This window comes from Mesorhizobium abyssinicae (genome assembly GCF_049887195.1).
Classification (GTDB): Bacteria; Pseudomonadota; Alphaproteobacteria; order Rhizobiales; family Rhizobiaceae; genus Mesorhizobium; species Mesorhizobium abyssinicae.
The window spans coordinates 1-13,675 of the sequence record NZ_JARAKC010000005.1; the positions used below are offsets into that span (position 1 = coordinate 1).

A 13,675-nucleotide genomic window follows, 5' to 3' on the forward strand; every position below is an offset into this window, starting at 1 on the left:
TGTCGGTCCACGAGGCATTGGCATCCGGCACCGCCATCAGCGCCATCGCCATCGCCTTGATCACCATGTCGTTGACCGAGAGCTTGTAGGCGGGAACCTCGCCCTTCTCGGTCTTCTTCACCGGTGCCGCCGCATTGAGCTGCGTGCGCAGCGCCAACAGCGCGTCGAGCTCGCAGTCGAGCGTCAGGTAGAAATGCGGGATGGTTGACTTGGCCTCGACCAGGCGGCGCGCGATGGTCTTGCGCATATTGTCGTGCGGCACGAGTTCGTAGGACCCTTCGGCAAACAGCTTCAGCACCTGGTCGTCCGACATCGCCTTCGGCGCTGCAGCCGGAGCTGCCGCCGGAGCACCGCCAGGCGCCTTGGCAGCGGGCGCGGCCTTGGCGCCGCCGCCGGCAATCGCCGCCTCGACATCAGCCTTAACGACACGGCCATGCGGCCCCGTTCCCGTGACATTAGCCACATCGACGCCGGCATCCTTGGCGATGCGGCGGGCAAGCGGCGAGGCGAAGGTGCGGTCGCCGCCAGCGTGGCCATTGGCGGCCGGAGCAGGCTCTGCCTTCGCCGGCGCGGGCGCTGCCGCGGCTGCCGGCTTCGGCGCTTCCGCCTTTGGCGCTTCGGCTTTCGGAGCCTCGGCCTTGGGCGCAGCATCGCCACCACCCTTTGCGGCAGCGCCGGCATCCTCGCCTTCGCCGGCCAGGATGGCTATCAGCGCGTTGACCTTGACGCCTTCGGTGCCAGCCGGAACTACCAGCTTGGCGACCGTGCCTTCATCGACGGCTTCGACCTCCATCGTCGCCTTGTCGGTCTCGATCTCGGCGATCACGTCGCCCGGCGAAACCTTGTCGCCCTCTTTCACGAGCCACTTGGAAAGATTGCCTTCTTCCATCGTGGGCGAGAGTGCCGGCATGGTGATGTTGATTGGCATGTTTCCCTCCCGCCCGGCTCAGCGATACGTGACGGCTTTGACCGCCTCGACGACCTCGCCGACATTGGGCAATGCCAGCTTTTCGAGGTTGGCCGCGTAAGGCATCGGCACGTCCTTGCCGGCGATGGTGATGACCGGCGCATCGAGGAAGTCGAAAGCGCGCTGCGACACCTGGTTGGCGATATGGTCGCCGACCGAGCTCTGCGGGAAACCTTCCTCGACCACGACCAGGCGATTGGTCTTCTTGACCGAGGCGATGATGGTGTCGAAGTCGAGCGGACGGATGGACCTCAGATCGATGATTTCGGCGTCGATGCCCATGCCGCGCAACTCTGCTTCGGCCTTGACCGCGTAGGTCATGCCGATGCCGAAGGAGACGATGGTGACGTCCTTGCCCGGCTTATGAATGCGCGCCTTGCCGATCGGCAGCACGAAATCGTCGAGCTTCGGCACATCGAAGGACTGGCCGTAAAGGATTTCGTTCTCGAGGAAGATGACCGGGTTCGGATCGCGGATCGCGGCCTTGAGCAGGCCCTTGGCGTCGGCCGCCGTGTACGGCATCACCACCTTCAGCCCGGGAACATGGCTGTACCAGGCGGCGTAGCACTGCGAGTGCTGAGCGGCGACGCGGGCGGCGGCGCCGTTCGGTCCGCGAAAGACGATCGGCGCGCCCATCTGGCCGCCCGACATATAGAGCGTCTTGGCGGCCGAGTTGATGATCTGGTCGATCGCCTGCATGGCGAAGTTGAAGGTCATGAACTCGACGATCGGCTTCAGGCCAGCCATCGCGGCACCGACGCCGACGCCGGCAAAACCGTGCTCGGTGATCGGCGTGTCGACGACGCGGCGCGGTCCGAATTCCTGCAGCAGGCCTTGCGTGATCTTGTAGGCGCCCTGGTACTCGGCGACCTCCTCGCCCATGACGAAGACGTCGCCGTCGCGGCGCATTTCCTCGGCCATGGCGTCACGCAGCGCCTCGCGCACCGTGGTCGACACCATCTCGGTGCCGGCCGGAATGTCCGGATCGGCGGCGACTTCCGCTCTCGGCGCTGCGGCGACCGGTGCCGCGGCCTCGCTCTTGGCCGCAACAGGCGCAGGTGCTGCCGCCTCAGGCCTGGCGGGCTCCTCGCCGATGCCTTCGCCGGCCTTGTCGACGTCCTCGCCGTCAACCGCGATCACGGCGATCACAGCGTTGACCTTGACGCCTTCGGTACCGGCGGGAACCACGATCTTGGCGAGCGTGCCCTCGTCGACGGCTTCGACTTCCATCGTCGCCTTGTCGGTCTCGATCTCGGCGATGACGTCACCGGCGACGATCTTGTCGCCCTCGTTCTTCAGCCATTTGGAAAGATTGCCCTCTTCCATCGTCGGCGAGAGAGCGGGCATGAGAATTTCGATCGGCATGTCCTTGCCCTCCCTTTACAGTACGATGTCGGTCCAGAGCTCGGACGGATCCGGCTCGGCGTCGTTCTGGGCAAATTCGGCGGCGTCGGCGACGATGTCGCGGACCTCCTTGTCGATGGCCTTGAGCTCGTCCTCGCTGGCCCATTTCTTGTCGAGCAGCCGCGCCCTGACCTGCTCGATCGGGTCATGCTCGGAGCGCATCTTCTGCACTTCTTCCTTGGAGCGGTACTTCGCCGGATCGGACATCGAATGGCCGCGATAGCGGTAGGTCTGCATCTCCAGGATCAGCGGGCCGTTGCCGGCGCGGCACCATTCGGTGGCGAGATCGGCGGCGGACTTCACCGCGCGCACGTCCATGCCGTCGACCTGGATGCCGGGGATCTTGAAGGATGCGCCGCGATGCGAGAAATCGGTCTCGGCCGAGGAGCGCGACACCGAGGTGCCCATGGCGTAGCGGTTGTTCTCGATGATGAAGATCACCGGCAGCTTCCACAGCGAGGCCATGTTGAAGCTTTCGTAGACCTGGCCCTGGTTGGCGGCGCCGTCGCCGAAATAGGTCAGCGAGACGTTCTTGTTCTCGCGATAGCGGTTGGCGAAGGCGAGACCGGTGCCGAGCGACACCTGCGCGCCGACGATGCCGTGGCCACCATAGAAATGCTTCTCCTTGGAGAACATGTGCATGGAGCCGCCCTTGCCCTTGGACAGGCCGCCCCGGCGCCCGGTGAGCTCCGCCATGACGCCGCGAGGCGACAGGTCCATCGCCAGCATGTGGCCGTGGTCGCGATAGGCGGTGATCATCTGGTCGCCTTCGATCAGCGCCATCTTCATGCCAGTGACGACAGCCTCCTGGCCGATATAGAGGTGGCAGAAGCCGCCGATGAAGCCCATGCCGTAGAGCTGGCCGGCCTTTTCCTCGAAGCGGCGGATGAGCAGCATGTGCCGGTAGGCGGCAAGCTCATCGTCCTTGGTGAAGTCGGCAGGCTTCGGGGCGGAGAGCCCTTGTGATTTACCGTCGTTTTTGGATTTGGCAGGCGCTTTTCTGGCGGCGGTGGCCATGCATCACTCCCTGTTGGCGTCTCTTCGCGGACATTTAGAGCAGGATGAAATCCGCTCCGAGGGAGATCGTCTCTCCCCACCGATTTATACGAGGCTAACACGCATAAAAGCATTGCGCCATGCCGAAAAATGCATGGCTGGCATGCGTCTAAGCAATTAAAATCATTGAAAATAAAGACGATTAACTGGAATTCAGTTATTTCGCTGGAGCCGGCAGCATGATGGTGATTTCGTCGGCATGCGAGAGATTGAGCGCCTTGCGCGCCTGTTCGTCAAGCATGTCCTTTTCCAGCGTGCCCTCGTGCATCAGCTGGACACGCCGCTCGAGATCGACCCGGCGCGCCTTGACGGCATCGAGCTGCCCCTGCAGTTCGACTGCCCGGGCTTCGAGCTGATATTTGGAATAGATGCCGAATTCGCCGTGATAGGCATGGAAGCCGAAATAGGCCAGGAACAGCACGCAGAGCGAGGGGACGATCAGCCGGCCGGTGTTTCGCTGCTTGTGCTGACGTGTCCACATGATCCAGATCCTCGTGGCCGCGAACCCGAACGGCCCAGGCTCTTTTTCGCTCCATTGTGCTTAATGGACGGTTACGGACGGGCGTACGCGAAGCCTCAAAACGAAAAAGGGCGGGGAACGCCCCGCCCTTCCTCGATATCCCGATTGGTTGCCGGATCAGCCCTTGACCACCGACTTGCCGGCGTAGCGGGCCTGCTTGCCGAGCTCTTCCTCGATGCGGATCAGCTGGTTGTACTTGGCCATGCGGTCGGAGCGCGACAGCGAGCCGGTCTTGATCTGTCCGCAATTGGTGGCGACGGCGAGATCGGCAATGGTCGAATCCTCGGTCTCGCCCGAACGGTGCGACATGACGGCGGTGTAGCCGGCCTTGTGCGCGGTCTCGACGGCGTCGAGCGTTTCGGTCAGCGAGCCGATCTGGTTGACCTTGACCAGGATCGAATTGGCGACGCCCATGCGGATGCCGTCGCGAAGCCTGGCCGTGTTGGTGACGAACAGATCGTCGCCGACCAGCTGTGTCTTCTTGCCGATGAGGTCGGTCAGGATCTTCCAGCCCTCCCAGTCGTCTTCGGCAAGGCCGTCCTCGATGGTGATGATCGGATAGTCGGATGCGAGCTTGGCGAGGTACTTGGCCTGCGCCTTCGGATCGCGAGTCTTCTTCTCACCCTCATAGACGTAGTTGCCGTCCTTGAAGAACTCGGTCGCGGCGCAGTCGAGGCCGAGAGCGACGTCCTCGCCCGGCTTGAAGCCGGCCTTCTCGATCGATTCCATGATGAAATCGAGCGCCGACGGCGCGCTCTTCAGGTTGGGAGCGAAGCCGCCCTCGTCACCGACATTGGTGTTGTGGCCGGCGTCCTTGAGCTTTTTGCGCAGCGTGTGGAAGATTTCCGAGCCCCAGCGCACGCCGTCGCGCAGCGTCGGCGCGCCGATCGGCAGGATCATGAATTCCTGGAAGTCGATCGGATTGTCGGCATGCGCGCCGCCATTGATGATGTTCATCATCGGCACCGGCAGCACATGCGCCTTGGCGCCACCGACATAGCGGTAGAGCGGCAGGCCGGCCGCTTCAGCCGCCGCCTTGGCGACCGCCAGCGACACGCCGAGGATGGCGTTGGCGCCGAGCCGGCTCTTGTTCGGCGTGCCGTCGAGCTCGATCATCGTCTGGTCGATATGGATCTGGTTCTCGGCCTCCATGCCGCCGATCGCCTCGAACAGCTCGCCGTTGACGGCCTCGACCGCCCGCAGCACGCCCTTGCCGAGATAGCGCGGGCCACCATCGCGCAGCTCGACCGCCTCATGCGCGCCGGTCGAGGCGCCTGACGGCACGGCGGCGCGGCCCATCGAGCCGTCTTCCAGCACCACGTCGACCTCGACGGTCGGATTTCCACGGCTGTCCAGGATTTCACGCCCGATTATGTCGACGATGGCGGTCATTGCAATGTCCCCGATTGATCGATTGAAGCGTCGCGCCCCTCTTAGCCAAAGTGCCGCAAAAGGCAATCGGGGCGCCCGCAAATATTGCCCGCCCGCCGATTCACGAAGCGCAAATTTCTGTCATCATAAGTCATGCGCGGCGCGCAACGTTCTGGTCTATGATTCTGCTTGCGCGGGGCGAAACAGGAGAAGTTTCGCCATGTCCCAGTTGAGCGGTATCGTGAGTTTGTTCCTGATCGCGGCTGCGTTCCTTACGTCGTGCGACAACCAGCAGCCCCAGCAGGGCGCCGCGCAACTGTCGACACTTCAAGCAGCGCAGTAGGATCTTGCAGAAGAAAGGCCCTCGCATGTGCGGGGGCCTTTTTTGATTCCGCTCCGGGCTGGCCGAACGCTTCAGTGCCAGTAGGGCTCGACCCGGTAGTAGCTGTACGACTCGTCGCGTGCCGCCTGGCCGTCGGCGCCCGCCAATTCGTTGATCGAATAGGCCGGCGCGGCCTGCAACTGCTCTTTGGAGAACGGCACGACATAGCCGCCCCTGTCCTCGTCATAGTCGAGGCTCGCCCACGGGATGGCGTGGTACTTCTCGCCAACGCCGAGGAATCCGCCAAAACCGATCACCGCGAACATGATGCCGTTCGAGGTCTTGTCGAGCATGATGTCTTCGACGCTGCCGATGCTCTTGCCTTCGGTGTTGTAGACCGATGTGCCGATGACGCGCGAGGCGGCAATGGCTTCGGTGTGCCCGGTCAGGGTGCTCATGGTGGAACTCCTCTCGATTGAATGCCTGCATGGACAATGAGAGGGGCGGACGAAGGTTCCCGACTTTGTTTTTAGGCAATTCCGGACGGAAAACCGCTACGCACTTTTCCTGAAATTGCTTAGTTGTCGGTGAGGATGAAGGTGACCTTCATGTTGACGCGGTAAGCGGCGATCTTGCCGCTCTCGACGACGATCTTCTGGTCCTGGATCCAGGCGCCCTCGACGTTCTTCAGGGTCTTTGCGGCGCGCGCGATGCCCTTTTCGATGGCATCCTGAAAGCTCTTCTTGGACGATGACGTGATCTCTGTGACGCGGGCGACGGACATGGCTTCCTCCTGCCAGGGCGCTCAGTTGCGGCAGGAGCCTACAGCCGGCGGTTGCCTGCGACAAGCCGATGGGACGCCGAGTCGGGTCAGCGTCCCTTGGCGATGCGATCGAATGCCATCAGCCGTTCCAGCAAGGCTGGCATGTCCTTCAAGGGCACCATGTTCGGGCCATCGGAAGAGGTCGAGTTGTCCGGATCCTGATGCGTCTCGATGAACACGCCGGCGACGCCGACCGCGACCGCGGCGCGCGCCAGCGTCGCGACAAAGCGACGTTCGCCGCCCGAAGAACCACCCTGCCCCCCAGGCTGCTGGACCGAATGCGTGGCATCGAAAATCACCGGCGCCCCGATCTCGGCCATGATCGGCAGCGCCCGCATGTCGGACACCAGCGTGTTGTAGCCGAAGGAGGCGCCACGCTCGGTGGTCAGCACATTGGCGTTGCCGGAACCGGTGATCTTGGCGACCACGTTCTTCATGTCCCAGGGGGCGAGGAACTGGCCTTTCTTCACGTTGATCACCTTGCCCGTCCTGGCCGCCGCGACCAGCATGTCGGTCTGGCGTGAAAGGAAGGCGGGGATCTGCAGGACATCGACATGCGGCGCGACGATCGCGCATTGCTCCTCGGTGTGGACGTCCGTCAGCACCGGAAGGGAAAACGTCTTCCGCAGATCGTCGAAGACCGGCAGCGCCGCTTCCAGCCCGGCGCCTCGCGTGGCCGACAGCGAGGTGCGGTTGGCCTTGTCGTAGCTGGTCTTGTACACAAGCCCGATGCCGAGCCTGTCGGTGAGTTCCTTCAGCGCGCCGGCCATGTCGAAGGCGTGCTGGCGCGATTCCAGCTGGCAGGGGCCGGCGATCAGCGACAGCGGCGCGGCGTTCGAGAAGACGACGTTGCCGACGGTCACGGACGGATTGGGCGCCAGGGGTTTGTTCATTTTGTCTCCCGGAAGATGAAGGCGGCGCCCTGCCCGGGCGCCGGCCTGACGACAATATCATTGCCGCTCATGTGATGTGCGATGGCGTTGGCCGCAAGCAGGCGCGCTGCGATGGCGGCGCTGCGGACCGAGAAAACGATGGCGGCAAAGCGCAGATGCGGCGACGCTCCGGTCGGAAGGTTGCAGCGCGAGGCGAAGGCCGCCGGCTCCAGGACGGTCAGGGTTGCATTCGGCAATACGATCGCATCACCTTGCGCAGCTTGCTTGGCGGCAGCCGTCGAGAGCAGCCCGATCTGGCCAGAAGGCCTGTCGCTGACAGCGACGACTTCGACGATGCCTGTCACGCCGTTGGCGTGGGCTTGCAATGCGGTACGGTCGATCTTCGGTGCATTGATGCGCTCACAAGCGAAAAGGAAAGCCTCATCGGCATCCTTGCTGGCGCAGAAGGCCAGCTTGAAGGACGCCAGGTCGCTCTTGCCGCTCGTATCGGTGAAAGTGCGCGAAAAACTCAGCATCTCCCCCGCCGACATCCCGGCCCCGACGTAACGAACGTGGTCGGCATCGGCATCGCCGGTTCCGAGCACGACAGCGGAAAAGCCCTCGTCGCCGAGGTTTTGCCGGTAGAGACGATCTCGCGCGACGAACACGTTGCCTTCGCCTATCGCCAGGTCCGCGTCCTGGTCGTTGCCAACCGCCAGCGGCTCCAGGTAGGTGCCATCGGCGAAAAAGACACAGCAGTTTTCGGTGCCGAACGGGTGGATGCCGGTCGGCGCGACGACGAAGCCGAGTGAAACCAGCCGCGCCCGCGCGGCATCGAGGCGCGCTGTCGGCAGCACCAGATGGTCGAGCGGATGAGCCTGCGTCGCTTTGGTCATGCCGGCGCGGTGTGCATCATTCCGGAAGTCGGTTCAAGAGGGCTCGGCCAACCGCCCGGCGGGCTTTGCCGGTCTCGATCTCGGAGGCGTGTCCTTGTCGTCGAACGAAGCCACCCTAACTTACAACCATGGGAAGAACTGTGTTCATCGCAATGACGATTGCGGCGATTGCAATTGTGGCCGCGCTTGTGCTGGTCGCGCCAAAACGAGGCGGCGTCGACCCGGCCGAGACTTCGGCCGTTCAAACAGAGTAAGGCCGCCTGGCGCGCCTGCGTTTCTTGCGAATACAGCGATATTGCTGATATACGAATTTCGCCTCAGTTTGATGTCTGGCAACGTTTCGTCACCTACCGTATGGGCTAACGGCTGATCGCGCATCGCAACATGGTCGACTTTCGCTGGGCGGCAAAGGCCGGCTTCTGCCGCACTCGACCCGCCACGCACGAGTTCCGCCGGTGACAGCCTTGCCGAATTCCCTTCCAGCCGCGCAGGGAGCAGTTGTCACCCCCCGGCTCGCCGTCGTCATCCCGGCCAGGAACCGCCGCGGCAGCCTGCCCCGCACGCTGGCATCGGTCCTGTCCGATCCGCGGCCCGATATCGAACTGGTGGTCATCGACGACGGTTCCGAGGACGATACCGAGGCCTATCTTGCTTCGCTTGCCGATCCGCGCCTGGCGTGGCGCCGCCTCCCGGTGCCCTCCGGCGCCAACCGGGCGCGCAACGAAGGCGCGGCGCTGACCAGCGCGCCGCTTATTGCGTTTCTCGATTCCGACGATGCCTTCTGTCCCGGGCGCATCGAACGGCTGATCGCCTTCTTCGATGCCAATCCGGATGTCGCCTGCACGATCGACGGCTTCAAGGACGTCGCCGACAGGCGCCAGCGCCTGCATCGATTGCCCGACCCGACGCCTGACGCGGAGAGACTGCGCCGGCTCCTGCTTTGCCACTGCGTGCCGCTGACCAATTCGACCGTAACAGTGCGCCGTTCCGCCTTCGCGTCGATCGGCGGCTACGATGACGGTTTGTACCGCCATCAGGACCGTGAGTTCCTGGTCAGGCTGGGACGGCAGCACCGCATCGCCTTCGGCAAGGCCGTCGACGTCCTCAAATACCGCGAAGCCAATTCGATGTCGCGCAGCCATGCCGGCTACATCGCCGGGCTGAGCGATTTCGTCGCCCGCTGCGAGGACTATCAGACGCAGGATTACGCCACGATCCTCAGCTACCTGACGCTGCGCGGCGTCCTGAAGGCTCTGGCGCAAGGCAGCTTCGGCGTGGCGCTGGCGGAAATCATGGCGTGGCGCAGGGCGAGCAACCTGCCCGGCGGCTTTGGCGTGGTGACTGGCTATTTCGCCGGGCGCCGGCAAAGGCGCCAGCTCGAACAGTCGCTCGCTCAGGCGGCCACGACGTCGGCCGAATAACGCAGTTCACGCAACGGTTTGACCCGGCTGGTCGTCTCGGCATAGAGCGGATGCGCCTTGTAGGCGGCGAGCGCGGCGTCATCCTCGAATTCGGCGTAGACTACAACGTCGATCGCGTTGGAGAACAGATCGACCTTGGTGTTGAGCGTAACTTCGAAATGCGTCGAGTGCGGGATCCTGCCCAATTCCAGCAGGCCCGATCGAACGGCCTCCACATCCTCCTTGCGTCGCACGCTGAAGAAAACGATGTGCCGGATCAACCCAGCCTCCCTGATCGTCATTTCAGGCGTGTTTTGTGGGAGCAAGGGCGCAGCGTCAACCGGCAACGATGTCGCGCCCGCCATGCGCGGCGTCAGACCGCGCCGGTGACGTAGCGCACGATGCGCGATACCTCCCTGACCGTCGTGTCGAGGTAGCGGCCCTGGTTGTAGAGGCCGTCCCAGATCAGGGCGAAGGTGAGGGTGATGATGACGATGACATAACGCATGACTAAAGTTATCGCATGCGGGTGGCGGCAACCATAGAGATTCCAAGGGCCGAGGACATTCTCCTCTGGATTTGTTGGCTCCAGAACCGTCTTCGCCTGCCTCTTGAAGTTGACCCTGATGCCGTGGAAGATTGTGTCGGGAATTCAACGGAAAATGTAGCCGCTGCATTTGTGCCGGATGAATGAACCTCAAGAGGGGTGCGGGGTCGGCCATGTGTGCTGGCCTCCTGAAAGTCGGGGGCAGGAAATGGCTTTCAAGCAAGACTTGGGTGTTGCGCCCGGCGACGCGGTGCTGCTTGACGAATTGAACTTCGCCGAGATCGTCAAGGGATTGCCGGCCAAGGCGCGCCTGGTGCTTTCGGCCGCCATGGGCCTGCCGCGCGGCTCGCTCAAGGTCCGGATGCCCGACGGCCGCGCCGTCCTCGTCGGCGGCAAGGCACCCGGCCCCGACGCCGAACTGGTGCTGAAAAATTGGCGCCTGCCGGGGCGCGCCTTTTCCGGCGGCACCATCGGCCTCGCGGAATCCTACATGGACGGCGATTGGGACAGCCCGGACGTCACCAGCTTCCTCGAACTGTTCGTGGTCAATTCCGCCCTCGGCGAGAAGGTCGCCGGCGGCGCCAACTGGCTCATCAACACCGTCCAGCGCATCCGCCATTGGTTCAACGAAAACACGCATGCCGGATCGCGACGCAACATCTCGGCGCATTACGATCTCGGCAACGCCTTCTATGAGAAATGGCTGGATCCGAGCATGACCTATTCGTCGGCGCTCTATGCGACGGGCGCCAACGATCTCGAAAGCGCGCAGGCCGCCAAATATCGTGCACTGGCAAAAGATACCGGCATCGGCAGGAAGGACCATGTGCTGGAGATCGGCTGCGGCTGGGGCGGCTTTGCCGAATTCGCCGCGCGCGAGATCGGTTGCCGCGTCACCGGATTGACCATCAGCCGCGAGCAGCATGATTTCGCGAAAGCGCGTATCCAGAAAGCCGGGCTTGCCGACAAGGTCGACATCAAGCTGCAGGATTATCGAGACGAGACAGGCACTTACGACCGGATCGCATCGATCGAGATGTTCGAGGCGGTCGGCGAGAAATACTGGCCGGTGTTCTTCGGCAAGATGAAGACCTGCCTGAAGCCCGGCGGCACGGCCGGCCTGCAGATCATCACCATCAACGAGGCCGCCTACGAGGCGTATCGCGCGCGCCCCGATTTCATCCAGCGCTATGTCTTCCCTGGCGGCATGCTGCCGACACCCTCGATCCTCAAGGCTCTCGGCAAGGATCACGGCCTCGCGCATCTGCGCGAGCGCGTCTTCCCGCAGGACTATGCCCGCACCCTCGCCGAGTGGCGCCAGCGCTTCTGGGGCTCGTGGGAAAAGATCGTCCCGCTCGGCTTCGACGAGCGCTTCAAGAAGCTCTGGGAGTTCTATCTGCACTATTGCGAAGCCGGCTTCCGCGCCAGCTACATCGATGTGCGCCAGGTGGTCTACAAGGCCTGAGTATCTGGCCGGCAGAGCCGGCCCGACACAGATGTGACCCGCGTCAGAGGAGGATGCGGTATCTGGCGAAGCCCGCATCGCCCTCACCCGCCGGCTCGATCTTCAGCGACTTCACGTCCGCGATGAAATCCTTTGCCCTCGGGCCGGTGTCGAACACCACGCTGGCTCCGGGCAGCGGCGCGAACGACCAGTTGCCGTCCGCCGACGGATTGATCGTGCCCTCACTGATGACGTAGCGCACGATCACGTCGCGGTTGGTGTCCGGTGCCTCGTAGATGATCTTCGAAGCGTTTATGTCCGGGAAATTGCCGCCGCCGCCGGCGCGGTAGTTGTTGGTCGCGACGACGAATTTCTGCGCGGGATCAATAGGTTTGCCGTCGAACATCAGATCGACGATGCGGCTGGAGGCATTCGCCGGCCCGCCCTTAGCATCGTATTTCGGCGGTTGCGAAAGGTCGATCTTGTAGGTGACGCCGTCGATCACGTCGAAATTGTAGGACGGGAAGTCGGTGTTGATGAGCGGCTGGTCGGCCTTGCCGGGCTCGATCCGGTTGAAGATGCCGACCGACATCTCCAGCCATTCCTTGACCTGCGCGCCGGTGATTTCGACGGCTCGCACAGTGTTGGGATAGAGATAGAGGTCGGCGACGTTCTTGATGGCGATGTCGCCCACCGGCACGTCGGTGTAGTAGTCGGCGCCGCTGCGCCCGCCCGCCTTGAAGGGTGCGGCCGCCGACAGGAGCGGCACGTCCTTCCACTGCGTGCTCTTCAGTATGTCCTTCAGGTACCAGCTCTGCGCCTGGTTGACGATCTGCACCGACGGATCATCGGCCACCAGTGCGAAATAGGAATAGAGCGGCGCGGAGGTCTTGCCGACGGGACGGCGCACATAGGCGAGCGTCGCCTCATGGTCCTGCTCGAGCGCGGCGATGATGCGCCTGTCGTCGCCGACAGTCGCCTTGTTCTTGTTGTCGACCCGCTCATAGATCGGCCGCGCCTCGGACGTCGCGGAAACCACCCGCCACTTCGAGCCCTCGCGCTCTAGAAGCAGATCGATAAGGCCCATATGCGAGCCCCAGAAGCCGCCCATCACCGCCGGCTTGCCTTGCAGCGTGCCCTTGCCGGTGTCTACGCCATCGAGCGCCTGGAAATCCTTCTTGCCGGGGAAGACGAGATGCTGGTGACCGGTGAAGACGGCATCGATGCCTTCGACGCCGGCGACGAAGAAGGAGGCGTTCTCCATCATGTCGCCCTGCTTGATGTCGATGCCGGAATGCGACAGCGCGATGGCGATGTCGGCGCCCGCCTCCTTGATCTCAGGCACCCAGGCCTTTGCCGCCTCGACGATGTCGCGCGTCTTCACGTTGCCTTCGAGGTTCTTCAGGTCCCAGACCATGATCTGCGGCGGCACGAAGCCGATGATGCCGATCCTGATCGGCTGCTCGGCGCCCGACCCGTCCTTGATCTTCCTGTCGAGGATGACATACGGCTTGAGGTAGAGCTTGTCGTCGCGCGGGTTGGCGGCAAGCGCGGTGCCGCGGATGAGATTCGCGCAGACGAAGGGGAAATTGGCGCCGGCCAGCACCTTGTCGAGGAACGACAGGCCGTAATTGAACTCGTGGTTGCCGAGCGTCGAGCACTCGTAGCCGAGCAGGTTCATGCCCTTCATGATCGGATGCAGGTCGCCGTCCTTCAGGCCCTTCTCGTAGGCGATGTAGTCGCCCATCGGGTTGCCCTGCAAAAGGTCGCCATTGTCGATCAGCATCGCATTGGTTGCCTCCTTGCGCACCGCGTCGATCAGCGACGCGGTGCGTGACAGGCCCATCGTGTCGTTCGCCTTGTCGGCGTAGTAGTCATAAGGCAGCACGTTCACGTGGATATCGGTCGTCTCCATGATCCTGAGATGCGCCTGATTGGCCGCGGCGCGGGCCGAGAAAGGATGCAGCATGATCAGCGCCCCGGTGGCGGCGGCACCGGCCAGGAATTCGCGACGGGAGACCGGCAGTCGTGACATTGTTTTCTCCTCTTCGAC

The 13,675-nt window shown here is 63.3% G+C and carries 15 protein-coding genes; 3 read left to right on the forward strand and 12 right to left on the reverse strand.

All coding sequences use genetic code 11. From position 1 onward, the window contains the following. From PU724_RS12870 to eno, 5 genes are all read right to left on the reverse strand, one after another. On the reverse strand, positions 1-928 hold a 928-nt coding region (locus tag PU724_RS12870), incomplete at its 3' end, for a biotin/lipoyl-containing protein (protein WP_426213211.1). A gap of 18 nt (positions 929-946) precedes the next feature. Further along, positions 947-2,332 (reverse strand): pyruvate dehydrogenase complex E1 component subunit beta, encoded by a 1,386-nt coding sequence (locus PU724_RS12875; protein WP_127311552.1) that lies wholly within the window; start codon positions 2,330-2,332, stop codon positions 947-949. A 15-nt stretch (positions 2,333-2,347) separates the two neighbouring features. Next, complete coding sequence (gene pdhA, locus PU724_RS12880; RefSeq protein ID WP_127286906.1) at positions 2,348-3,388, reverse strand: pyruvate dehydrogenase (acetyl-transferring) E1 component subunit alpha; 1,041 nt, start codon at positions 3,386-3,388, stop codon at positions 2,348-2,350. 196 nt (positions 3,389-3,584) lie between these two features. Then, positions 3,585-3,908 (reverse strand): FtsB family cell division protein, encoded by a 324-nt coding sequence (locus PU724_RS12885; protein WP_127286905.1) that lies wholly within the window; start codon positions 3,906-3,908, stop codon positions 3,585-3,587. 156 nt (positions 3,909-4,064) lie between these two features. Beyond that, a complete protein-coding gene (gene eno, locus PU724_RS12890) occupies positions 4,065-5,339 on the reverse strand; it encodes a phosphopyruvate hydratase (RefSeq protein ID WP_128346554.1) in 1,275 nt (424 codons plus the stop codon). 199 nt (positions 5,340-5,538) lie between these two features. On the opposite strand from eno, the gene PU724_RS12895 reads away from it, so the two are divergent. After that, complete coding sequence (locus PU724_RS12895) at positions 5,539-5,661, forward strand: hypothetical protein (RefSeq protein ID WP_274608485.1); 123 nt, start codon at positions 5,539-5,541, stop codon at positions 5,659-5,661. Between the two features lie 71 nt (positions 5,662-5,732). Here the strand turns inward: PU724_RS12895 and PU724_RS12900 are convergent, their stop codons facing one another. From PU724_RS12900 to PU724_RS12915, 4 genes are all read right to left on the reverse strand, one after another. Continuing rightward, the gene (locus tag PU724_RS12900; RefSeq protein WP_127286802.1) at positions 5,733-6,098 is read right to left on the reverse strand and encodes a PRC-barrel domain-containing protein; all 366 of its coding nucleotides are present in this window, start codon (positions 6,096-6,098) and stop codon (positions 5,733-5,735) included. Between the two features lie 119 nt (positions 6,099-6,217). Next, entirely contained in the window at positions 6,218-6,424 is a 207-nt protein-coding gene (locus PU724_RS12905; protein ID WP_127286801.1) for a dodecin family protein, read from the reverse strand. 86 nt (positions 6,425-6,510) lie between these two features. Continuing rightward, positions 6,511-7,356 (reverse strand): 3-deoxy-8-phosphooctulonate synthase, encoded by an 846-nt coding sequence (kdsA, locus tag PU724_RS12910; RefSeq protein ID WP_127393430.1) that lies wholly within the window; start codon positions 7,354-7,356, stop codon positions 6,511-6,513. Continuing rightward, entirely contained in the window at positions 7,353-8,231 is an 879-nt protein-coding gene (locus PU724_RS12915) for a VOC family protein (RefSeq protein ID WP_292348881.1), read from the reverse strand. Before PU724_RS12915 ends, kdsA begins: the two co-directional genes overlap by 4 nt. 464 nt (positions 8,232-8,695) lie before the next feature. Between PU724_RS12915 and PU724_RS12920 the strand changes: the two genes are divergently transcribed. Continuing rightward, entirely contained in the window at positions 8,696-9,652 is a 957-nt protein-coding gene (locus tag PU724_RS12920) for a glycosyltransferase family 2 protein (RefSeq protein ID WP_354421683.1), read from the forward strand. On the opposite strand, the gene PU724_RS12925 is transcribed toward PU724_RS12920, so the two are convergent. Continuing rightward, positions 9,625-9,912, reverse strand: coding sequence for a Dabb family protein (locus PU724_RS12925; protein ID WP_354421891.1), 288 nt, complete (start codon positions 9,910-9,912; stop codon positions 9,625-9,627). The genes PU724_RS12920 and PU724_RS12925 overlap by 28 nt on opposite strands. Before the next feature lie 92 nt (positions 9,913-10,004). Next, a complete protein-coding gene (locus PU724_RS12930; protein ID WP_281033931.1) occupies positions 10,005-10,139 on the reverse strand; it encodes a hypothetical protein in 135 nt (44 codons plus the stop codon). Positions 10,140-10,386: 247 nt separating this feature from the next. Here PU724_RS12930 and PU724_RS12935 point away from each other — a divergent pair, with 247 nt between their 5' ends. Further along, positions 10,387-11,643 (forward strand): class I SAM-dependent methyltransferase, encoded by a 1,257-nt coding sequence (locus PU724_RS12935; protein ID WP_354421681.1) that lies wholly within the window; start codon positions 10,387-10,389, stop codon positions 11,641-11,643. A gap of 43 nt (positions 11,644-11,686) precedes the next feature. On the opposite strand, the gene PU724_RS12940 is transcribed toward PU724_RS12935, so the two are convergent. Further along, positions 11,687-13,657, reverse strand: a complete 1,971-nt coding sequence (locus tag PU724_RS12940) for a bifunctional 2',3'-cyclic-nucleotide 2'-phosphodiesterase/3'-nucleotidase (RefSeq protein ID WP_354421680.1) — start codon at positions 13,655-13,657, stop codon at positions 11,687-11,689. Positions 13,658-13,675: the final 18 nt, after the last annotated feature.